Annotated in this window: 19 protein-coding genes; 9 read left to right on the forward strand and 10 right to left on the reverse strand. The window is 47.1% G+C overall.

Going from position 1 to position 22,847, the window contains the following annotated elements:
* The first annotated feature begins 35 nt into the window (after positions 1 to 35).
* Together asnS and AC58QO_RS12550 are read left to right on the forward strand one after the other, a co-directional pair.
* Entirely contained in the window at positions 36 to 1,325 is a 1,290-nt protein-coding gene (asnS, locus tag AC58QO_RS12545) for an asparagine--tRNA ligase (RefSeq protein WP_497265847.1), read from the forward strand.
* A 38-nt stretch (positions 1,326 to 1,363) separates the two neighbouring features.
* The gene (locus AC58QO_RS12550; protein WP_497265849.1) at positions 1,364 to 2,056 is read left to right on the forward strand and encodes a DnaD domain-containing protein; all 693 of its coding nucleotides are present in this window, start codon (positions 1,364 to 1,366) and stop codon (positions 2,054 to 2,056) included.
* 152 nt (positions 2,057 to 2,208) lie between these two features.
* Here AC58QO_RS12550 and mtnB read toward each other — a convergent pair whose 3' ends face one another.
* The 8 genes from mtnB to AC58QO_RS12590 form a co-directional block, all read right to left on the reverse strand.
* Complete coding sequence (mtnB, locus tag AC58QO_RS12555; protein WP_497265851.1) at positions 2,209 to 2,844, reverse strand: methylthioribulose 1-phosphate dehydratase; 636 nt, start codon at positions 2,842 to 2,844, stop codon at positions 2,209 to 2,211.
* The gene (locus tag AC58QO_RS12560; RefSeq protein ID WP_497265853.1) at positions 2,841 to 3,503 is read right to left on the reverse strand and encodes a 2-hydroxy-3-keto-5-methylthiopentenyl-1-phosphate phosphatase; all 663 of its coding nucleotides are present in this window, start codon (positions 3,501 to 3,503) and stop codon (positions 2,841 to 2,843) included. The genes mtnB and AC58QO_RS12560 overlap by 4 nt, the downstream gene beginning before the upstream one ends.
* A complete protein-coding gene (locus AC58QO_RS12565; protein ID WP_497265855.1) occupies positions 3,500 to 4,768 on the reverse strand; it encodes a 2,3-diketo-5-methylthiopentyl-1-phosphate enolase in 1,269 nt (422 codons plus the stop codon). Before AC58QO_RS12565 ends, AC58QO_RS12560 begins: the two co-directional genes overlap by 4 nt.
* Positions 4,769 to 4,809: 41 nt before the next feature.
* A complete protein-coding gene (proC, locus tag AC58QO_RS12570) occupies positions 4,810 to 5,679 on the reverse strand; it encodes a pyrroline-5-carboxylate reductase (RefSeq protein ID WP_497265857.1) in 870 nt (289 codons plus the stop codon).
* A gap of 27 nt (positions 5,680 to 5,706) precedes the next feature.
* Positions 5,707 to 6,954 carry a glutamate-5-semialdehyde dehydrogenase gene (locus AC58QO_RS12575; RefSeq protein WP_497265858.1) on the reverse strand — a complete coding sequence of 416 codons (1,248 nt, stop codon included), beginning with the start codon at positions 6,952 to 6,954 and terminating at the stop codon, positions 5,707 to 5,709.
* A gap of 11 nt (positions 6,955 to 6,965) precedes the next feature.
* Positions 6,966 to 8,669, reverse strand: a complete 1,704-nt coding sequence (locus AC58QO_RS12580) for a proline--tRNA ligase (RefSeq protein ID WP_497265860.1) — start codon at positions 8,667 to 8,669, stop codon at positions 6,966 to 6,968.
* 39 nt (positions 8,670 to 8,708) lie between these two features.
* Positions 8,709 to 9,809 (reverse strand): glutamate 5-kinase, encoded by a 1,101-nt coding sequence (gene proB, locus AC58QO_RS12585; protein ID WP_497265862.1) that lies wholly within the window; start codon positions 9,807 to 9,809, stop codon positions 8,709 to 8,711.
* A 383-nt stretch (positions 9,810 to 10,192) separates the two neighbouring features.
* On the reverse strand, positions 10,193 to 11,392 hold the full coding sequence (locus AC58QO_RS12590) for a pyridoxal phosphate-dependent aminotransferase (protein ID WP_497265864.1): 1,200 nt from the start codon (positions 11,390 to 11,392) through the stop codon (positions 10,193 to 10,195).
* 154 nt (positions 11,393 to 11,546) lie between these two features.
* Between AC58QO_RS12590 and AC58QO_RS12595 the strand changes: the two genes are divergently transcribed.
* The 3 genes from AC58QO_RS12595 (at position 11,547) to AC58QO_RS12605 (ending at position 14,979) form a co-directional block, all read left to right on the forward strand.
* Positions 11,547 to 12,077: a DUF1572 family protein gene (locus AC58QO_RS12595; protein ID WP_497265866.1), complete on the forward strand. Its 531-nt coding sequence runs from the start codon at positions 11,547 to 11,549 to the stop codon at positions 12,075 to 12,077.
* 372 nt (positions 12,078 to 12,449) lie between these two features.
* Positions 12,450 to 13,259 carry a carbon-nitrogen family hydrolase gene (locus AC58QO_RS12600; protein ID WP_497265868.1) on the forward strand — a complete coding sequence of 270 codons (810 nt, stop codon included), beginning with the start codon at positions 12,450 to 12,452 and terminating at the stop codon, positions 13,257 to 13,259.
* Positions 13,260 to 13,596: 337 nt separating this feature from the next.
* Positions 13,597 to 14,979, forward strand: coding sequence for a glycine--tRNA ligase (locus AC58QO_RS12605; RefSeq protein WP_497265870.1), 1,383 nt, complete (start codon positions 13,597 to 13,599; stop codon positions 14,977 to 14,979).
* 59 nt (positions 14,980 to 15,038) lie between these two features.
* On the opposite strand, the gene AC58QO_RS12610 is transcribed toward AC58QO_RS12605, so the two are convergent.
* A complete protein-coding gene (locus AC58QO_RS12610; RefSeq protein ID WP_497265872.1) occupies positions 15,039 to 15,530 on the reverse strand; it encodes a cysteine dioxygenase in 492 nt (163 codons plus the stop codon).
* A gap of 306 nt (positions 15,531 to 15,836) precedes the next feature.
* Positions 15,837 to 16,709 (reverse strand): SDR family NAD(P)-dependent oxidoreductase, encoded by an 873-nt coding sequence (locus AC58QO_RS12615; protein ID WP_497265874.1) that lies wholly within the window; start codon positions 16,707 to 16,709, stop codon positions 15,837 to 15,839.
* A 439-nt stretch (positions 16,710 to 17,148) separates the two neighbouring features.
* On the opposite strand from AC58QO_RS12615, the gene AC58QO_RS12620 reads away from it, so the two are divergent.
* The 4 genes from AC58QO_RS12620 to AC58QO_RS12635 all read left to right on the forward strand — a co-directional run bounded on the left by AC58QO_RS12620 (position 17,149) and on the right by AC58QO_RS12635 (position 22,724).
* A complete protein-coding gene (locus AC58QO_RS12620; RefSeq protein WP_497265876.1) occupies positions 17,149 to 17,994 on the forward strand; it encodes a helix-turn-helix transcriptional regulator in 846 nt (281 codons plus the stop codon).
* A gap of 692 nt (positions 17,995 to 18,686) precedes the next feature.
* A complete protein-coding gene (locus AC58QO_RS12625; protein ID WP_497265878.1) occupies positions 18,687 to 19,688 on the forward strand; it encodes a VanW family protein in 1,002 nt (333 codons plus the stop codon).
* Between the two features lie 57 nt (positions 19,689 to 19,745).
* A complete protein-coding gene (locus AC58QO_RS12630; protein WP_497265880.1) occupies positions 19,746 to 21,476 on the forward strand; it encodes a GspE/PulE family protein in 1,731 nt (576 codons plus the stop codon).
* A gap of 36 nt (positions 21,477 to 21,512) precedes the next feature.
* Positions 21,513 to 22,724: a type II secretion system F family protein gene (locus tag AC58QO_RS12635; protein WP_497265882.1), complete on the forward strand. Its 1,212-nt coding sequence runs from the start codon at positions 21,513 to 21,515 to the stop codon at positions 22,722 to 22,724.
* Positions 22,725 to 22,847: the final 123 nt, after the last annotated feature.

Consider the following 22,847-nt stretch of genomic DNA (forward strand, 5'->3'; position numbering starts at 1 on the left):
ATAGATCTTCAGTTCTAGGGAGGAAGGATATAGTTATGAAAAGTACAATAGGTGAAGTAAAACATCATGTCGGCGAGTCCGTCACCATCGGCTGTTGGCTAAACAAGAAACGCTCCAGCGGTAAAATTCAGTTTTTGCAGCTACGAGACGGTTCGGGATATATTCAAGGTGTTGTGGTTAAAAGTGAAGTGAGTGAAGAGGTATGGGAAGCAGCTTCCAAACTTACGCAAGAGAGCTCGCTGTACATAACAGGAAAAGTAAAAGAAGACACACGCAGTAAAGGCGGCTTTGAGCTCGATGTGACAGGTGTTGAAATCATTCAAGTCACGGAAGAGTATCCGATTACACCAAAAGAACATGGTGTCGATTTCCTCATGGACAATCGTCATCTATGGATTCGTAGCCCGCGCCAGCGTGCTGTACTTGTGATTCGCGCAGAAATTATAAAAGCAGTTCAAGCGTTCTTCAATGACCGTGGCTTTCATTTGGTGGATCCGCCGATCCTGACGCCTTCCTCATGTGAAGGTACAACGAACTTGTTCCACACGAAATATTTTGATGAAGATGCGTTCCTGACACAAAGCGGACAGCTATATATGGAAGCAGCAGCTATGGCGCTAGGTCGCGTATATTCCTTTGGTCCTACCTTCCGTGCGGAAAAATCCAAGACGCGCCGTCATTTGATCGAGTTCTGGATGATCGAGCCGGAAATGGCGTTCGTAGATCACGTGGAAAACCTAGAGGTGCAGGAGCAATTCGTTTCACATATCGTGCAGACGGTTTTGGCGAATTGTCAGGCTGAGCTTGAAACATTGGAGCGGGACACATCCAAGCTGGAGAAAATCAAAGGCAGCTTCCCACGTATTACGTACGATGAGGCTGTCGATTATTTGCAAAAAAACGGGCATGAATTCGCATGGGGCGAAGATTTCGGAGCACCTCATGAGACTGCAATTGCTGCACAATATGAAACACCGGTATTTATCACACATTGGCCGACCGAGATTAAGGCGTTCTACATGAAGCCAGACCCTAGTCGTCCAGAAGTCGTCCTCTGTGCGGATATGATTGCGCCTGAAGGCTATGGCGAAATTATCGGGGGCAGCCAACGGATCGATGATCCTGAATTGATGGAACAGCGTTTCAAGGAGCATGAGCTATCCCAAGAGGCCTATCAGTGGTACTTGGATCTTCGCAAATACGGTACCGTACCGCATTCTGGCTTCGGTTTAGGCTTAGAGCGTACAGTTGCTTGGATTTGCGGCTTGGATCATGTACGTGAAACGATTCCGTTCCCACGTTTGTTATACCGTCTGTACCCTTAAGTAGTGGCATTGTCCATGGGGAGAAAGGGGATCGACGCATGAGTACTCAAACGAATACACAGATGAAGGTCGAAGCGATCCTGTTGAATAGCTTTATGGAGGGGAGTGTCGCGGTGCCGAGTCTGCTGCTGAAGCATTACCGCGCACTGCTGCTGAGTGAGGTTGACGTCATGACGCTCATTCATTTCATTTCTTTTGTTGAAAAGGAACGGAACAACTTCCCGACATTGGATGAAATCCAGGAGCGAATGTCGGCCTCACCCGATGTGGTTATCGCAAGCGTGCAAAAGCTCATTCGAGAGCAGTATATCGCTATCGATGAGGATACGAACGAAACGACCGGGTTTCGCAGTGAGCAGTATAACCTGACACCGATGTACAAGAAATTAGCGAAGTGCGTCGCGGATCAGCAGCTTAAAGAGTTAGCTGAGGCCGCTGCATTGGCACAAACGCAAGCTCCGTCTGATGATCGTGCGAAGAACATTTATACGACGATCGAAAATGAATTCGCCAGACCTTTGACGCCGATGGAGCTGGAAACGATCAGCAATTGGCTTGATAAAGATATGTACAAAGAAGAGCTGATCATGACGGCTTTGAAGGAAGCGGTTTTTGCCGGAAAAGTTCATTTCCGTTACATTGATCGGATTCTGCTCGACTGGAGTCGCAATCGCGTATCGACGGTTGACCAAGCGAAGGAATACTCGCAGCGGTTCCGACAGTCGCGGTAAATAAAAAACGTCCAATTCTTCTCCCTGAGGGAGGAAGGTTGGACGTTTTTTTTTGTTAGAAGCTGTCCGTAAGTCGAAAAAATCGACTTACGGGAGAGAAAAGTAGCCACTAGCCCAGCGCAAGTCGAAAAAATCGACTTAGAGCTTCAAATTTACTTCTTCAACAAATGCAAGCGGTACACATATTCGAATAGGAATTCGAACGCTTCTAGATGACGCTTCGCTTCGAAAGCATTGGCGCCCCAAGCGTAAATCCCGTGCTTGCGAAGAACGATACCTGGGATACGCGGTACAATCGCACCTTCAACAAGCTCAGCAATACGTGGAATATCCGCATAGTTGGGCAAGATCGGAATCTCAATTTGAGCTTCTTCATCCCAAATATTGAATGCTTTAATGAGCTCAACGCCATCGACTGGAATGCTCCCACGCTCACCGAATAGCTCAGAAGCTAAGTTGTTAAAGATCGTATGCACGTGGAAAATAGCGCCAGCGCCCGTTAAGCGGTAAATTTCACTATGGATTAAGGTTTCCGCTGAAGGCTTCAGGCTCGTTGCTTCCGTTGGCAGGCCTTTCTCATTGACGAGAAGGAAATCCTCAGGGGTTTGGACCGATTTATCTCTACCACTGGAAGTTATAGCGAAAGTGAAAGCACTTGGCTCGAAACCGCCAACACGCACAGATAAGTTACCGCTAGTCGCAGGAAACCATCCACGTGCCGCTAGATTCGCTTTGATATCACGCAATTCAGCGAATGCACGCTGTTTTTCTTCTAGTAAAATACTCATTTGACCGGTTCAGCCTCCAATTGCTTAATAATATCGAAGAAGGTTTCGAAGGGATGGTACGCATAGCCGAGTTGATCGCAGCGCTCGATGAGGTGTGATCTGGCGAAAATCGTATCCACAAGCTTAGCTCCCTCGAAATCGGTGATGCTGTCTCCGATAATAATTCGCTCATACCGCTGGGGATCGTAGGATCGAATGATGCTCGTTTTGCACATGCCGCAATCCGTTTTGCAGTGGGCATCGCAAGGATTCGGCCATAGGATCTCGATTTTTTCCCCTTCGAAAGAGCTGGCATTGCAATAAATATGATTCTCTGGAATATCGAATTCGCGCAGGAGCGGGTAAATAAAGAAATCAATACCTCCGCTTGTGACTAATAGCGTAATCCCTTGCTCCTTGCAGTAGGAGACAAATTCTTTAAAACCATCGCGAATGACCGCATTGTTAATCGCATAGTCAATAATCTCAGCTTTTCGTGAGGTCGGCAGAAGGTCGAACATCGCCCCAACACCTTCACGAATGGAGATTTGCTGCGTCACAATTTGATCGACAATGCCTTCCCAGCCTTCAGGATTGAAATGCTTCATAATCGCTACAATGTTATCGCTAACGGTAATCGTACCGTCAAAGTCACAAAAAATAATGCGTTCCTTGCTCATTCTCTAATCCCCCATGTGTCTATAGCTGATTGCAGCTCTGGATGTGTTTGGGCGTAGTCACGTAGTGATTTGCCTTGAAGCGTCGCGTCAATAGCTTGGCGGAACGCTTGTCCACCCGCGATCGTTCCCATTGGGTGACCGTGGATACCGCCACCGGCGTTCACGATAACATCCTGTCCGAAATCACGCAAAATGAGTGGGACAAGTCCAGGATGGATACCCGCGGAAGGCACCGGGAAGCTTGGAGCTAATTTTAATTCTACATCAGATGGCGCCTGATAAGTGTAATCTTTACGTAAATCGTTAGTTAACAGAACATGCTTAATGGCCAAATTCTCTTCCTTCGGCATCACAACGGAGCCGTATGGCGAAGGGAATAGCACTAAATCAGCACCAGCAAGACGCATAAGCTTGCCTAGAAGAACAGAAGGCGCGATACCGTAATGCGGCGATGGATATGTAGCTCCAGCCAAAGCGGGATGAGCCATGATCGGAATGTTGATTTCCGGATCGGAGCTTAATTCATGCAGCACATCGAAGCCGTATGCCAATACATTGAAGAGCAAAGCATTTGCACCTGCTGCAATGGCTTTCTTCGCTTGGGCTGCAAGTTTGGAGGTTGACCCCGTCAAATTAACCGCATAGAGCAGCTTTTGCCCGGTTTCCTTCGTCGCTTGCTCAGCCGCTTCGAGACAAATCGCAATCCGTTTCTCCATCGGCGTTAACGGATTCTCGAATAGAATCTCGTCGTCCTTGATGAGATCAACGCCGCCTGCGGCTTGCAAGTAAAACTGCTCGCGAAGCGCTGGCAACTCGTATCCTACAACGGACTTAAAAATACTCATAAGCAGCGGGCGGTCATGCACGCCAAGCAGATCACGAACACCTTGCATCCCGAATTTCGGTCCCGGGAACCCGGCCAGGAAATTGGAAGAGAAGGCGAGGTCGATCAGCTTGATTTTGCCATCCATAGACAGCTTGCCGAATACCGTTACTAATAGCGCGGGGATATCTCGGCTATAGTTCACATCTGGATAGGCGATGGTGATATCTGCGTAACGGCCCGAAAGAGGTTCGCCATCCCCTGGCTCATGGACTTCAACGGAAACGACCTTGCCCAAATGCTTCTCCATGGAAGCCTTTTGAGCCTCAGGGAGCTCGGTCCAACTGCCAACGGTAAGGCCAACCGCGATGCCGGTTGCTTTTTTATGAAAATCGGCTTTCTCATCGAAACTCCGATAGGTTGCTAAACAATAGGAACTCATGACAATATTTCACCTGCTTTAACTAGATTCAAATAGTAGTATTATACCGATTTCCCTACTGGACTGGTTGAAGCGATTTGCTCGCCCATTTCCTTCGCTCGTGCAGCGGACGAAAATACAGCTTGTGCAATGGCTTCGCTAAATTGAAAACGATCCAGGGCTTCAATTGATTTTTGTGTAGCTCCATTAGGTGATGTAACTTTGCGTCGCAGCTCCGCAGGATCTTCTTTCGTATGCTGAACCATGTGTGCGGCACCAAGCACAGTTTGAAGTGTAAGCTGTCTCGCGTCTTCCTCGGTTAGCCCGCCTTCAATCCCTGCTTTAATCATCGCTTCCATAAAATAGTATACATAGGCAGGACCGCTTCCGGAAACGCCTGTAAGAATTTCCAGCTTATCTTCTTCCACAATCGTGACCGTGCCCACAGCTTCAAACATTTGGATCGCAAACTGCTTGAATGTATCATTAACCTTAGAAGAGAAGCTCATTCCTGTTGCCCCTAAACCGATAGTTGAGGAGGTGTTAGGCATGGTGCGAACGATAGGCATGTTGGTTTGCAAAAGCTGTTCAGCTTTCTCAATGGAGAGGCCAGCAATGACAGAAATTAGCAGTTGATTTTCGTTCAGAAGCGGCCCGAGCTCTGCAAAAGCAGATTCGACATCCTTAGGCTTCATGCAAAGTACAACAACGTCTGCTTCGCGAATGAAAGCATCTTTCGTTACAGGATCCGAGCTTGCTTGAAGGCCGTATTCTGAGCGAAGAAATGCTAATCTGTCTTGGTTGGAGCGATTCATCATATACACATTCTGCGGATTAGCAACTTCTGTCTGGATAAGACCGCGGACGATGGCTTCCGCCATGGAACCTGCGCCTACAAAGGCAATTTTGGCTTGTGAAATGTTCGTGGACATCGGGCATTCCTCCTTAGGTTATACGGCTTATTCGCGTATTTGTCCGCTTCCGTAGATGCGGTATTTGGTCGAAGTTAAAGCAGGCAGTCCCATAGGACCACGTGCGTGAAGCTTCTGTGTGGATATGCCGATCTCTGCTCCGAATCCAAACTCATAGCCATCGGTAAAGCGCGTCGATGCATTATGATACACCGCAGCAGCATCTACTTCCTGTAGGAATTTCTCTGCATTGGCAGCATCTTCTGTCACGATGCATTCGGAGTGCATGGTGCCGTAGTCACGAATGTGAGCTAGGGCCTCGTCGAGGTCTTTGACAACTTTGATGGATAAAATATAATCGCCATATTCCGTACCCCAATCAGCCTGTTCAGCAACCAGCATACTTGGAACTAAGCTTCTAGCACGCTCGTCGCCACGCAGCTCAACGTGTACACCTTGGAACGCTTCAGCAATCGCAGCTAAATGTTGTTCCGCTATAGCTTCATGAACGAGCAAGGTCTCCATACTATTGCAAACAGATGGGCGTTGTGCTTTCGCATTTATGCCAATACGAACGGCCATATCGAGCTGTGCACTTTGATCAATAAAAGTATGACATACCCCTGCGCCTGTTTCAATGACTGGGACCGAGGCGTTATTGACAACATTTTGAATAAGTGAATGACCGCCACGTGGAATCAACACATCAATCAGCCCATTGAGCTTCAACATTTCGTCGACAGAGCTGCGATCAGCACTGAGAATTAATTGCAGAGCATCTGCTGGCAGAGCAGAACGCTCTAAGGCTGAATGCAGTACTTCCACAATTTTCTCATTCGAAAATAGGGCTGAAGAACCGCCACGCAGCACGACAGCGTTGCCGGTTTTGAGACATAAGCCTGCCGCATCGACCGTTACGTTCGGTCTAGCTTCATAAATGATGCCGATGACGCCTAGGGGAACACGGATTTTGCGAATCCGCAGACCATTCGGGCGGTCAAAAGACTCGAGCGTATCCCCAATCGGATCTGGGAGCTCAGCGATTTGACGCAAGCCTTCAGCCATGGCTGCAATTCGAGATTCGTTTAATGCTAAACGATCGAGCAGGGAGGCACTAGTACCTTGCTCCTTGCCACGCTGAAGATCCTTCGCATTGGCTTCGATGATCGCTTGCTGCTCTGTCACTAGCGCATCCGCCATTAGCAGCAAAGCAGCATTTTTCTGCTCTGTCGTAAGATTGCCCATTGCTTGGGCGGCTTGCTTGGCAAGCTTGGATTTACGTATGACTTCACTCATGGGAAGACCTCCTAGTTGAAAAAGGTTTGGCAATGCGCTAACAATTGTTCCACGTTAAGTTCATAGAGGCTACCGGTTCGACGTTCTTTACATTCGACGATGCGTTCGCTCGTTTTCTTACCTACGGTTAGACGCAATGGGAATCCTAGTAAATCGGCATCATTAAATTTCACGCCAGGGCGTTCCTCACGATCATCCCAGAGGACGGAGTATCCTGCGCGAGTTAATGACTGGTAAATTTCCTCAGACAAGGCCATTTGAGCTGCATCCCCAACTTGAACTGTTAAAAGATGCACGAAATATGGCGCTATGGCGTTGGGCCATATAATGCCTTTCTCATCCTGATGCTGTTCAATGACAGCAGCCAGCACGCGTGATACGCCAATCCCATAGCAGCCCATTATCATCGGCTCGGAGAGTCCGTTCTCATCCGTGAAGGTTGCCCCGAGAGATTCGCTATATTTGGTGCCGAGCTTGAAGACATGCCCGACTTCAATGCCTTTTGCAAATTCGAGCTCATGTCCGCAATGAATACATCTTTCGCCTTGACCAACGTTGCGAACATCTGCGTAGGTGATGTCACCTAGATCTCGCTGAACATCAACATGCTGAAGGTGATAATCCGCTTCATTGGCGCCAACCACCGCGTTCTTTAAGCCTTTGATCGATGTGTCTGCGATCAGCTTGACGCTAGTAAGACCAGTCGGTCCTATAAATCCAGCTATCGAGCCTAGCGCAGCAATTTCGTCCTCTGTAAGCATGGTGACGTCTTGTACCCCAAGTACATGCTTCAACTTGATTTCATTGATTTCGAGATCACCTCTGACAAGCACGATAGCAGGAGAGTCATCCGCTTGTACGGCAACGGATTTAATGATTTGCTGCGGTTCAATCTGAAGAAATTGAATTAATTGTTTGATGCTTGTTACGCCTGGCGTATACACGCGCGATGGCTGATTGTTTGGAAGGTCGTTAGCAGCTACGTTCTCGTTCATGATGTTGCCGTTCGCTTTCTCCAAATTAGCCGCATACTGGCAGGAAGGGCAATGTACGATCGTATCCTCGCCGACATCCGCTAAAGCCATGAATTCATGCGTATCCGTGCCGCCAATTGCGCCGGAATCCGCTTCAACAGCTCGGAATTGTAAGCCGCAGCGTGTGAAAATGTTGACATAAGCATCAAACATCGCTTGATAGCTAGCATCGAGACCGCTTGCGGAGCGATCGAAAGAGTACGCATCCTTCATTAGAAATTCACGTCCACGCAGCAGGCCGAACCGTGGTCTGCGCTCATCGCGATATTTCGTTTGGATTTGATATAACGTAACAGGCAGCTTTTTATAAGAATGAATCTCATCTTTGACGAGCGTTGTAATCACTTCTTCATGTGTAGCGCCTAACGCAAACTCGCGACCATTGCGGTCTTCAAGCCGCATTAATTCAGGACCATACACATCCCAACGGCCAGAGGCTTTCCATAATTCGGCAGGATGGAGGGCAGGCATGAGCATTTCTTGCGCGCCAGCGTTGTCCATCTCTTCCCGCACGATCGTTTGAATATGTTGAAGGGCCTTAAGACCCAATGGTAAATAGGAATAAATACCGCTGGATAACTGACGAATGAGTCCTGCTCGCAGCATAAGTCGGTGACTGGCTGCCTCGGCATCTCCCGGTACATCTCGTAAAGTAGGGTTAAGTAATCGTTGTTGTCGCATGATTAAGGGAGCGCCTCACTTTCTTTAGGTATTCTATGATTAGGTCAAAGGCACCCATTCATCGCGGTGGATGACTTCAATGCGTGACACTTCGACACGTTTCTGGACTTCGTCGGTAGATAGGCCAGCCGCGGCTTGCACTTGCCAAGCCGCATAATTGACAACGCCGCGGCCAAGCAGCGTACCTTCACTGCAGAGCACCTCGACGACGTCGCCGGGGTGGAAGTCGCCAACGGCTGCTGTGATGCCAGCGGGGAGCAGGCTCTTCCCACCGTTGATCAGGGCTGCCTTGGCCCCCTGATCAACGATGATTTGCCCTTGGGGCAGCGAGTGGAAGCCGACCCACTGCTTCTTGACCGGCAGATTGTTTAGCGCCGTGTCAAAGTACGTGCCCTTGCCTGTGCCCTGCACGGCAAGGTGTAGATCATCGGGCTCCAGCACGCGCCCGATGAAGACCGGCACGCCCCCGCGCATCGCGATGCGGGCGGCCTCGACCTTAGAGCGCATGCCGCCGGTGCCGACCGCGCTCCCAGAGCCTCCAGCGAAGCTGAACAGCTCATCGCTGATGGCGTCGACGCGATCGATGCGCTGCGCGTTCGCGTTCTTGCGAGGATCGTCCGTGTACAGTCCGTCCATATCGGTAATGATGATCAATTTGTTCGCTTTGACCAAATTGCCTACGAGCGCCGACAACGTATCATTGTCGCCGAATTTTAATTCATCCACCGAGACGGTGTCATTCTCGTTAATGATAGGGACGACGCCGCGCTGCAAAAGCTCGTCAATTGTCATCATCGCGTTCTGCACGCGCTTGCGGTTGGAGAAGTCGTACCGGGTCAGCAGAATTTGCGCCACGCTCACGCCGTGGGACGCAAAGGCTTCATGGTACGCCTGCATTAAGAGCGCTTGGCCGACGGCTGCGGCGGCCTGTTTCTCATGCAGTACCTTGGGCCGTGTGCGGTAGCCAAGGGACGTGAAGCCTGCGGCGACTGCGCCCGAAGTCACGAGCAGCACTTGGCTGCCGCTGCGCTGCAATTGCGCTAGCTCAGACGCAAAAAAACGTATTTTATCCGGATTCAGGCCGCCCGTATCAGAGGTTAATGAGGAGCTGCCGATTTTGACGACGATTCGCTGAGTCATATTCATCCCATCCTTCAGTTTCCAGCTATGTAGATACAAAAAAAGACTCACGTCCTTAATAATAAGGACGAAAGTCTGTTGCTTCCGCGGTACCACCTTAGATTAGCGCATATCAAATAGACAGCACTCCACTCTAGATTCCCTTGGTAACAGAAGGGCACTGTTCAACTCATCGTTGACGGTTCAGGGGCGGGTTCAGATTCGGTTCACGGCAAGCTCTCTCAGTCGGTGGAGCTTACTCCCTGGTTACGTGCGGCTCGATTCTTACTATTCCCATCATAACGTTGCTGTTTGAAATTTTAATTCTATCTAGAATAGCATGGTACGTAAGACTTTGTAAAGGTGCAAATGGCTTGCTTTCAAGGAGTTTTGTTAAATAGGAATTAAAAAAGATTCAACTTCCCAATCCGCTGTACAGCCTCAGCTAACCGTTCCTCGGAAGATAATAAGCCTAAGCGGACATAACCCTCACCATGCGTACCGAAGCCAACGCCAGGAGCGACGACAACTTTCGCTTCTTCCAACAGAAGATCAGCAAGGCTCTGGGACGAATGTCCCTTTGGCACTGGCAGCCAAGAGAAGAACGAGCCTTGCGATGGTTTTGCGTTCCAGCCAATGCTGGTAAGCGCTGTGTAAAGCGCATTACGACGACTTTCGTACACATCCCGCAGTTCTGTTACACAGTCTTGAGAGGCCGTTAACGCTGTTGCAGCTGCTGCTTGAATACCGCCGAACAAAGAGCAATAGTAGTGATCTTGCATCAGGTTGATGAGACGAATCACTTCTTTGTTGCCTAGGGCAAAGCCGACGCGCCAGCCAGCCATGTTGTAAGTTTTGGAAAGTGTATAGAACTCGATGCCTACTTCCTTGGCACCAGGCGTTTGCAGGAACGAAATCGGCTTCTGACCATCGAAGCCAATGGCGCCGTAAGCGAAGTCACTCGCTACAACGACCCCATTTTTCTCAGCAAAGGCAACTGTTTCTTCATAGAAAGAAGCGGGAGCCGTCGCACCGGTTGGGTTGTTCGGGTAATTAATGAACATCAGCTTGGCGCGGTCCAAGTCGGACTGCTTCAGCTGTGAATAGTCAGGCAGGAAGTTATTTTCTTCACGCAGCGGCATGAATGCCATTTCGGCACCAGCCAGTGCTACCCCAGACCAATAGTCTGGATAGCCAGGATCAGGAACGAGGCAGACATCGCCTGGATCCAATAAACATTGTGCAATTTCGATGAGTCCTGTTTTGCCTCCAAAAAGGATCGCAACTTCGGTATCAGGATCCAGATCAACGTTGTGATCTTCCTTATAACGCTGAGCAATCGCCTGTTTCAGGAACGGAAAGCCGCTGAATGGCGGGTATTTATGATACAACGGATTCGCAGAAGCTTCTTGAATCGAAGCTACGATATGCGGAGGGGTAGGGCGGTCAGGATTCCCTTGACCCAAATTAATGACATCATGGCCAGCAGCGATTTGCGCATTGGCTTTGCCAACAAGTGTTGCGAAGAATTGTGTCGGCAGACCCTTCATTCTTTCGGCTGGTTGTATGGCAAATCGAGAAGATGTTGAAGATACGTTAGTCACGGTTTAATTCACACTCCGGAGGTCGGGATTTTAAGCTATACCCTAAATGTAACATGATTAATCTTTTTTTCATAGTCGATGAAGATAATCGATTGTACTTCATTTTGACATTGTCATATGATGGAGGCAACGATGTACGAAGGAGATGAATGAGATGACAGATCATGCCCAAGTCGCTGATGTTTTTCTACAGGAGTCGATACGTGCTTTTCAAAGTATGAAGAAGCTGGGGGATAAGGCATTTGCCCAAACAGCGGAGACCTATTTCTATCAGACTATAGATGAAGAATCGAATTCCCTTGAAGTGCTTATCAAACATATGCATGGGAATATGTTGTCCCGTTGGACCGACTTCCTAACCACAGATGGGGAAAAAGAAACGCGAGATCGCGATGGCGAGTTTGTAGGAGACAGCCTTTCCCGAGAAGAACTGATTGCCCTGTGGGAGGAAGGCTGGCAAGTGCTGTTCACAACACTTCACTCGTTGACATCCGAGCATGTGCTCTCTAGCGTGCGCATTCGTGGTGAAAACCACACCGTATTGCAGGCGATTCAACGTCAAGTCTCTCATTATGGATATCATGTCGGACAAATTGTGCTGCTGTGCAAGCATTGGGCTTCTAAGGATTGGCAAACGCTCAGCATTGCAAGAGGCCAGTCTAGGTTATTTAAACCTACGTTGTAGTTAGTTCGATTTTGCCTGATTATTTCGGGTGTTGGTGACTATGCAGCGGAATTAGTTCGATTTCACCAACTTAAATTGCCCTAAATCAGCTAACATCCCTAAATTTGGCCAAATAGTTCGCCATAATCGAATTAATCCAGCCTTACACTCGATTTGATGCCATTTAGTTCGATTTTTTCTGACTAAACGTATTAACTAGCTCCATCTGGTGGCGAGCACTGTGGGAATGATGGAAATGGCGAGCATGGTGAACATGGCGGACAGAGACCTGGGATGCGGGACAGATGAACAAGTGAGTGTTGAGTTAGGCGATCGTTTCGACTAATATGTACACATAAAGCATTTTCTTTTAGCCGGAAGGAGTCTTCATCAATGTCCCAATCCCAATTACTTAACCTTGCTCTTATTCAAATGGATATAACCATCGGGGAGCCCGATGCGAATTTTGCTCACTTAGAGAAGCTGCTGCTTGAAGCTGTGGAAGCCGAGCAGAAGCCAGATGTCCTTATTTTTCCCGAAATGTGGAATACAGGCTATGCCCTAACTGAAATCCATCAACTTGCTGATGTGAATGGGGAGAGAACGAAAACGTTCTTGAGTGGATTCGCTCGTACACATGGCGTAAATATTATTGGCGGATCAATTGCGGATAAACAAGGAGATCGTGTGCTCAACACCATCTATGCGTGGGACCGCGAAGGTCGCGAGATCGCTGAGTATTCCAAAATCCATCTTTTCCGACTTATGGATGAAGAAAAATTCCTGCATAGCGGGGAAAAATTAGGTTTGTTCGAACTCGAAGGCGTACCTGCTGGTGCGATGATTTGTTATGATATTCGTTTCCCAGAGCTTTCGCGTAAATTGGCGCTAGATGGCGCACGGATTGTGTTCGTGCCTGCGGAATGGCCGCATCCTCGTCTGCATCATTGGCGTACACTTCTCATGGCCAGAGCCATTGAGAATCAGATGTATGTGGTTTCCTGTAATCGCGTAGGGACTAGTGGCACGACGAATTTCTTCGGTCACTCGATGGTCATCGACCCATGGGGTGAGGTGCTAGTTGAAGGTGACGAAAGCGAAGCGATCTTCCGAGCGACGATTGATTTGGAAGAAGTTGTGCGAGTACGGGGCAAGATCCCTGTTTTTGAAGATCGCCGGCCCCATTTATATGAAGGAAGTTGATTTTTGCAGCGATATTTTGTAAACTAAAACCAATTGAATGATCAATTGTGGCTGTGAAGGATGAATAGTACTTGAACTACTTCATATTCAGCGAGTTGGGGAATGGTGTAAGCCCAGCATGAAGCTCAAGGAAAAGGCTATCCGGAGCCAATACGATAAAGGGGATACATGCTCTTGCAGGTGTATCAACTAGGGTGGAACCGCGGGTGCTCAAGCTCTCGTCCCTAGGCATTATTTGATGCCTTTGGATGCTGAGCTTTTTTGATGTCTGCTCATGTCCAAACGGTTGTCAACGGGCGAAGACCCACTAACTAGAAGCTTAAGGAGCGATTGAACAATGAGTGTAACAATGGAGCAAGTTGTCGCATTAGCGAAGCACAGAGGATTTGTTTTTCCTGGTTCAGAAATTTATGGCGGTTTGGCAAATACGTGGGATTATGGTCCACTAGGTGTTGAATTGAAGAACAACATTAAACGCGCATGGTGGAAAAAATTCATTCAAGAATCCCCGTATAACGTAGGGTTAGACGCGGCAATTCTGATGAATCCTCAAGCTTGGGTTGCATCAGGTCATGTTGGAAACTTCAACGATCCAATGATCGATTGCAAAAGCTGTAAAGCTCGTCACCGTGCGGATAAATTGATCGAGAACAAGCTGGCTGAGAAGGATATCGAAATCATCGTCGATGGTATGACGTTTGACGATATGATGAAGCTGATCGTGGAACATAATATCGTGTGTCCAGATTGCGGAAGCAAAGATTTCACGGATATTCGTCAGTTCAACTTGATGTTCAAAACATTCCAAGGTGTAACAGAAGCAAGCTCTAACGTTGTATATCTTCGTCCTGAAACAGCGCAAGGAATCTTCGTTAACTTCAAAAACGCACAACGTACGATGCGTAAAAAGCTGCCATTTGGTATCGGCCAAATCGGTAAAAGCTTCCGTAACGAAATCACGCCAGGTAACTTTACGTTCCGTACGCGTGAATTCGAACAAATGGAGCTTGAGTTCTTCTGCAAGCCAGGTGAAGACTTGAAATGGTTCGAGTACTGGAGAAGCTTCTGCCATAACTGGTTGCTTTCCCTAGGTGCCAAAGCAGATAATCTTCGTCTTCGTGATCATAATGACGACGAGTTGTCTCACTACAGTAATGCAACAACAGATATCGAGTACAAGTTCCCTTTTGGCTGGGGCGAGCTATGGGGCATCGCGGATCGTACGGACTACGATTTGAAGCAGCACATGGCGCATTCTGGTGAAGATTTTAACTATATCGATCAAGAAACAAATGAGCGTTATGTTCCATATTGCATCGAGCCGTCCCTTGGGGCAGACCGTGTTACTTTGGCGCTTTTGATTGATGCGTTTGAAGAGCAAAAATTGGAAGGTGACGACAGCCGTACAGTTCTTCACTTCCACCCAGCATTGGCACCAATGAAAGCAGCGATTTTCCCACTTTCCAAGAAATTAAATGAAGGTGCACAGGCTGTTTTCGCAGATCTTGCGAAGCATTTCATGGTCGATTACGATGATACAGGTTCGATTGGTAAAAGATACCGTCGTCATGATGAGATCGGCACACCATTCTGTATCACATACGATTTTGAATCCGAGACAGATGGTCAAGTAACGGTTCGTGATCGTGATACGATGGAACAAACACGTATGCCGATTTCCGAGTTGAAAGCCTTTATCGAAAACGCGCTTCAATTCTAATAAGAAACCCCTTGTAAGCACGTCGAGAGACGCAAGCCTACAAGGGGTTTTGCTTTGTTTTAGATAACATAATCCAAGACTTCACTGTAAGGTAAATAACGTCGAACTTCACGTAGTGGCGGCGTATACACATGGAGGGAAATGGCAGGTTCATGAAAAGGATTGCTTAACTGGTGAATTTGCTCTGCAGGAGCCGTAAAATATTCGCCAGCCTGAATGAAGTCGTCCTTCTGAGCGATCGGATACCCATCTGTGTCTAAGGAGAAGGTAGAATTTACTAAGCCTCCTGCGACTAGATAAGCCGCGCCAATGGACAAGCCATGGTTATGGATTGCCGTTGAACGGGAAGCGGGAATGTGAATGACGATTACTTCCAGATGTGGCGTGCTATAAACAACATTTCTGCCATAAGGCAGCTGCTGGGGCTCGGTTTTGTAATCAGGAGCGAAGCGGAGTTCTTCATGGATCGATTGAAGAGCCACTTTTAATTGCTCCAATGTTGGAGTATGCAACTTACAGAATGTCTGTTCAATTGCTCTGACGAGTGTCATTGTCTTCCGCCTCCTAGGCATTCTCATCACTTTATCAAAATTAATTTGGGAAAGGATAAGTTTTTTTTATATAATATGCCTCGGAACTTCAAACGGTTAGGGATAAATGGGGAATTTTGTGTGAAAAAGATTTCAGAGGCGGCTGTCTACCCTTACAAAGGTGTGCTCACATGCTGCGATTCCAAATAAGGGTCTGCCATAACGCTATTTCAATCAAATTAGTGGAATCCGGCCGATTAGTCGGTGTAATGCAAAGGCATTACAAAAAGAGTTAGCCGAAATGTTCGACTAACTCAAATTCCTACATTAATTGACTCGAAATGGCGGCATGCGTCTGCCATCAATATCAGTGAAGCCATATTCTGCTGCTAGGTTACCAACCTCCAGTAGTTGTCCAGCTTTAAGGCTTACATGGGGGTCAGAGGCAAGGGCGACGACTGCTCTGCCGATATACTCCACGGATTCTGTTAGATGAAGGTCCTCAACAGTCATAAAGTTAGGATCGTCTGCTTTTAAGCCATAATGCTGAAGCACAGCCTCCGTGCGCATCCACCCAGGTGCCAGAGATAGTGCGGTTACAGGAAGTTGATTCGCTTCGAGATTCTGGGACATGGCGCGTGTCATCGTAACGACCGCTCGCTTCACCGTGTCATAGAAGACACTAACAGGATAATCTCCGCCGATATCCGAGTATACACCTGTATTAATGAGGAGACCTTTCTTCTGCTCCAAAAAAAAGGTAGTCATTGCATAGCGGCTGGATACCATCTGAGCGCGCAGCCCTGCGTTAAACATTTTATCCCAGCGAGCCATGGGCTGCTCCCAGAATGGATTTAGGAAATCACCATCCTCATTATTCTCATAGCCACCCCAGGCATTGTTAACGAGGAGATCCAATTTCCCTTGCTCTTGTTTAATCCGAGTGTAGAGTGCTTGCACATCCTCATCAACGGTATGATCACAACGAGCGGCAATCCCCAAGCCTCCTCGAGCTGTAACTTCCTCTGCTGTGTCCTCAATGGTTCCTGTTATCCCATCTCTGCTCAATTGCTCTCGTGTGCTGCGACCTGTGACATACACGGTTGCACCTGCTTCCCCAAGAGCTAAAGCGATTCCTCGGCCGGCGCCGCGACTTGCTCCTGTCACTAAAGCTACGGTTCCTTGTAGTTTTTTTGTCATTTGTAGAAGCTCCTTTTCCTGATTGAGTATTAAAATGGTATTAAATGTAAATTATGCTGTCAATATAGCTCTCATAATTGTATCCAAATTGTGAAGGGGTGAGACGATATTCTTAGATCGCCCACAGGAATCCCAATTATTGTGACACATAACTAGTATATATCCTACGAATGGCACGTGCCAGAAATCCTTAATCCACGTGATAATAATGCAAACGCTGTCTTTTTGTAGTGCAAGTATACTATCTTCTGAGAATTACTACCTTTGCACTATTTCAAGCATTCGATTTGAGCCGTATAGTTAGTGTCACATGCGCGAAAAATACATAATTTTGTAAGGTGTTGATAGAAACAAAGGCATGAGACAATATATTTCAATTCTACTCACAGCATGGATGCTAATTCATTTCAAGGTTATATAGGGGAAGGGAGTGGGATTGATGACAGGATTAGCTGAAGAGACGCAAATGCATGAATTCACAGAGAGAGTCGGGATCTCACAAGCGGAGATTGCTAAGCTGCATGAGAAATCATTTCTGAATGGCGTTCAAAGAGATTCGACACGTGTAAGGTTTCGTGTGCAAGGAAAGATGATGGAACGTCTGCTTGCTAAAAACCAAGTACTCATGGATGTCATCCTTCGACAAGCGCATCTGAAGACGAATACATTCTACTTTCCTAATTTATTGATGGTAACGGATAATCACGGGGTTATTTTAAGCATAAATGGGGACGAACGATCGATTCTGCAAGCAGCTAATTTAAATAATATCGGAATTGGATCTTCGTTATCACTCTCTAGTGCGGGGACAAACGCCGTATCGGCAGCCATTGATCTTCAGCGACCGGTTTGGATTAGTGGTGAGGATCACTATCTTGATACGATGCACAACTGGGTGACGATGTGCGTTCCTATACAAATTGCGGATAATCAAATCATGGGCTACTTAGTTTTGACTGCTTTTCAATACATTTCTGCACCTTTTATGTATCCATGCATCAAATCGATTGCGCTTCTCCTCGAATATGAGTTGAGGAAGACGGAGCTGCAAAGTAAAACATGGTTCGTGGAGGAAATGCTGGAAGAACGATTGAAAGCTTTCAAACTGACGCTTCGTGAGAAGGAAGTCGCTACGTATTGGCTGCTGGATTATGATTATAAGCAAATCGGCAAGGTGCTAGGAATCAGTGAGAATACCGTACGCGTCTATGTAACAAAGATCAATCGCAAGTTGAAAGTAAATTCCAAAGCTTCGTTGATTCTGAGTGTACTTGGTGCGATATAGGTAATCATGAGAAATGGATATACATATGCGTTACATTATTATTTGTGGGTTATTATCACTTGCTATATACATATAGACGAATCAAGGTAAGAAATTGTTCAAATTGTAGAAAAAAAGCTTCTATTACACGCGATGTTTGTGTGGATAGGGGCTTTTTTTAATTCTGCTTGCTAAGAAGCAGTAAGTAGAGTGTGAAAGATCAGCAAAAAGTCAGGATAAGCCCAAGTATGCTCGGGACTACTTTCATTGTTTAGTCTAGGGATTCGCGGAGCTGGCGACATTTTACAACGAATAATGATGAATTTAATGTAAAGCAACATACGAAGAAGACCCATTTTTTAAGGAATTTGATGAAATAACACGTTATATCGGATACATATGCAAATGGTATATAGCAAGAGCGATAGGCCAGTCATCTATCCGCGCTCCGAAAGAACTAGATGAAACCGCTTCCTAGGTACGACTTATGATGTAGAGTCCCGACTCGAATCCTATAATTATGCGCCCAAGTAGCTTGAAATCCCTATAAAATGGCCTCAAAACAGCTGGAGTGGCTTGAGGATTATAGTTAATGCATTAGGTCATTCGAATTAATAAATATGTATGATTTGCTCTACAGAAATTACCGTCTATATTTGAGGCATCCCACCGAAACGGGAGGGAAAATGTCGAGCTTTGAGGGACGGTAGGCTATGAGACAAAGAAGAAAGGCCTTGATCCTGCAGCCTATTAAATGGATTCTTCTTCTAGGCGTCGTCGGTTCTGGAAGTGTATATGGATTACAGGCGGCAGGGTTCATCGAGTGGAACTCCGAGCACAAGCTGGAGAGCTTGATGTTCTGGAAAACCAAAGACAATACTTCAACAAAAGGAATTGCGCTTGCAGCTGGGGCAGATAAAGAGAATGCGAAGCCTTCAGTTAAACCGACACCAACTGTAAGTTTGGCAGCAACGACATCGGCAGTACCGACAGCTACACCTGCAAGTACACCAATAAGTACACAAGCACCAGCAGGAACAACAGCAACGACATCACCGACAGGCTTACAAGTCATCTCGCAAGCGCAAAGTATTGTAACTGTGAATGCGAATGTGAAAGACTGGCTGGAGCAAGCGGGATTGATCAAACTTGAACCTGGGAAGCTGTTCTCCTATCAAGCGTGGTTGACGGAAGTAAGCAAAGGCAAGGTACCTGAGAAGAAAGCAGATGAGTTATCGCAAGTGGCCTCATTATTGTATGAAGCTGCGCTGCGAGCTGGATTGCAAGTTGGTGAGCGTTATGCTCATCAGGATAATCCGACCTATGCAGCTGCTGGATTTGATGTTGATTTTCAAGGTGAGCAGAAAGATTTGACGTTCTATAACTCGTTAGGCGTTCTCATTACGGTAGGCGTGATTTATAACGGTGAAACACCAATCGTAACACTTAATGGAAAACCGAAAACCGATTGGAAAGCTCCTAAAATTACGGTTACTAAAGAAGTATTCGCACCGGAAAGCATTTTTGTGACGGATTTTACGCTAACTGGTCAAAGTGATGCTAAACGGAGTGACGGTCAATCAGGACTTCTGGTTAAAGTGTTCGCTGACGAGAAGAATGATGGCAAGAACGAGCTAATATATAAAGATTTCTACGCACCTCGTCCCATTGTTATCGCGAAGGCGCCGACAGCGGAAGAGCTTAAATCACCTTAAATCAGTAGGTTGCACAGATCCGTTACGTACTCTATCAACAGAAGGGAGGACCCCCCAATGCGCATAGGTGAACTATTTGTCATGAACGGACTCATCACGGAGGATCAGCTCGAACAAGGGCTGAAGCAGCAAGTGCACACACGGAAGAAAATCGGTGAGATTCTCATTGATAAAGGGTTGATCACGGAAAGACAGCTAGTTGAAGTGCTAGAGTTTCAGCTAGGGTTTCCAGTCGTCAACATGTTTGAGACGCAGCTTGACATGCAAACGGTTCAATTAATTCCAGAAACGCTTGCTCGTAAGCACTGTGTCATTCCTATCGAACGCAAGAATGGCAAAATTAAGGTAGCGATGGTTGATCCGCTAAACTATGGTGCCATTGAAGAAATTCGAATGGCGACGAATATGAGTGTGCAGCCTGTCATTGCCATTCGTTCCGAGGTCGAACAGGCCATTACGAAAAACTATGGCATGAAAGAATCCGTCGATGAGCTAATGGTCGACTTGGATAAAATCGAGATCAAAGACGAGGAATCGGAAGCCAATGATCAAGGTTCGCCAATTGTAAAGCTGGTTAATCAGATCATTCAATCCGCTGTGCAGCAGAGGGCGTCCGATATTCATGTTGATCCCCAAGAGAAACAACTGATCGTGAAGTACCGGATTGATGGTGTGCTTCGAACAGAGAAAGCATTGCCGAAGCATATGCAAGGTGTACTGACTGCGCGATTGAAAATTATTGCGAAGTTGAATATCGCCGAGCGCAGACTGCCGCAGGATGGTCGCATCCAAATGCAAGTAGATAACCGCAGAATTGATATTCGGGTATCCACATTGCCAACGGTACATGGTGAAAGTATCGTTCTCCGGATTTTAGATCAATCTGCTGGTGTGAAGAAAATTGCCGATTTGGGACTCAGCGAAGCGAATTTGGTGAAATTCGACAAAATGATTCAAAAACCCAATGGCATCATGCTGATCTCGGGACCTACGGGAAGCGGGAAAACGTCAACGCTCTACTCAGCACTCGGGCAATTAAACGGCGATGATGTCAAAATTATTACCGTAGAGGATCCGGTCGAGTATCGGATGAATGGCGTCACGCAAGTACAGGTAAACTCGCAGATTGGTTTAACCTTCGCATCCGGTTTGCGTTCCATCCTGCGACAAGATCCAAACATTGTAATGGTCGGGGAGGTCCGGGATGCGGAAACGGCAGAAATTGCGGTGCGTGCTTCCCTCACGGGGCACTTAGTCTTAAGTACTATCCATACGAACAGTGCAGTAAGCACGATAAGCCGTCTAGTCGATATGGGGATTGATTCTTACTTAATCGCTTCTTCTCTCTCTTGTATTGTCGCTCAGCGCTTAGTACGGCGAGTGTGCCGGGAATGCGCTGCTCAGGTACCTGCTAGAGAGGATGAAATCAAGCTGCTGGAAACACATGGACTGCTCGGTGGCAGTGAGCAACAGCTTGCTGGTACAGGATCGGGTGTCGTGGTGCCTCTGACATCTCCAAGGGCTACAGATAAGCCAGTCATGGTTACTAGGGGGAAAGGCTGCGGAACCTGCAATAAAACAGGCTACAGAGGACGTATTGCCGTTCACGAGCTGTTAGTTGTAGACGAACCGCTGCGCAGCTTGATTGTGCAGAATCGTCCTGTCAGCGAGCTAGAGCAGCATTTAGTTAAGAATGGTTTTAAAAATATGTTGTACGATGGTTTGCTCAAGATTCGTCAAGGACACACAACGATTGAAGAAGTGTTAAAAGCCGTGGCGGACGAATAGATAGCCTGTAAGTCTTGATTGGGGGTGAACAATAACTTGGCGAACTTTACCTATGAAGCCGTCAATGAAAGTGGCAAAAAGCTGAAGGGAATGGTAAAAGCCCAGAACAAGCAGCTGGCCATCACGGAGCTGCGGGGACGCGGGATCACCATTCGAAGCATTCAAGAGCAGCGGAAGACGACGATGGATCTGGAGATCCACATTGGTCGCGCGGTCAAGCTAGAAGACTTCGTTATCTTCTGCCGGCAATTCGCCACGTTGATCCGTGCTGGGATTCAAATTGATCAAGCCGTTACGATTCTGGAAGATCAATCAACATCCAAATATTTGAAAGCTGCTTTAGGCGATATATCAGAGCAAATTCGCAGTGGACACCCCTTATCCAAAGGGATGGGCGAGCATCCGAAGGTATTTCCCGATATGTTCGTCAATATGATGGCTTCGGGTGAAACAGGCGGGAACTTGGATGAAGTGCTAGAACGAATGGCGGATCACTACGAGAAAGAGCACAAAACGGTTCAGAAGGTTAAGTCAGCAATGACGTATCCAATCGTAGTTCTTGTCATCGCAATCGGCGTTGTCATTTTCCTTCTATTGAAGATTGTCCCAACCTTTGCGGATATGTTTCTAGAGCAAGGCTCGGAGTTGCCGCTGATTACCAAATTCGTCATGGCTTCCAGTGATGCCATCGTGCATTATTGGTGGATGTTCTTGGCTGGTCTGGTGGGTGTGATTCTCTTATATCGGAGCTTCGCAGCCGGAGAAGAAGGGAAGTTCTGGATCGATACGATCAAGTTTAAGATTCCGGTCTTCGGTATTATTCTCAAAAAAGCCGCAGTTGCCCGGATGGCGCGTACGATGTCCTCGCTGTTCGTAAGTGCAGTGCCTGTGCTACAGGCGCTGGATGTAACCGAGAAGGTCGTTGGCAATCGAGTCATTTCTAAGGTTCTGAGAGATGCCAAAGACAGCTTGCAGCAAGGTAAAATGCTCTCGGAGCCGATCCAAAAAAGCGGAATCTTCCCTAAGATGGTCGTACAAATGCTGATTATCGGTGAGGAAACCGGACAAGTCGATAACATGCTTTCGAAGATTGCGGATTTTTTTGAAGCGGATGTAGATCAGAGTGTAGATCGATTGAAGGCGGTGATTGAACCTCTCATGCTGCTGTTCGTTTCCAGTATTGTTGGTGTAATTGTAGCAGCCATCATGAGTCCGATGTTCAAAATGTACGATAATTTCTTAGGCTAAATTCAAATTAGCATGAAGGGAGGTGATACACAAACATGTCGCCGGCTTTACAAGCATCACAACATAACGTTAGTCAAGATTGGCAAGATCAGGTACATAACCAAAATAAACCTAGAGGTGGGA

It is taken from the genome of Paenibacillus sp. J31R30 (assembly GCF_059692115.1).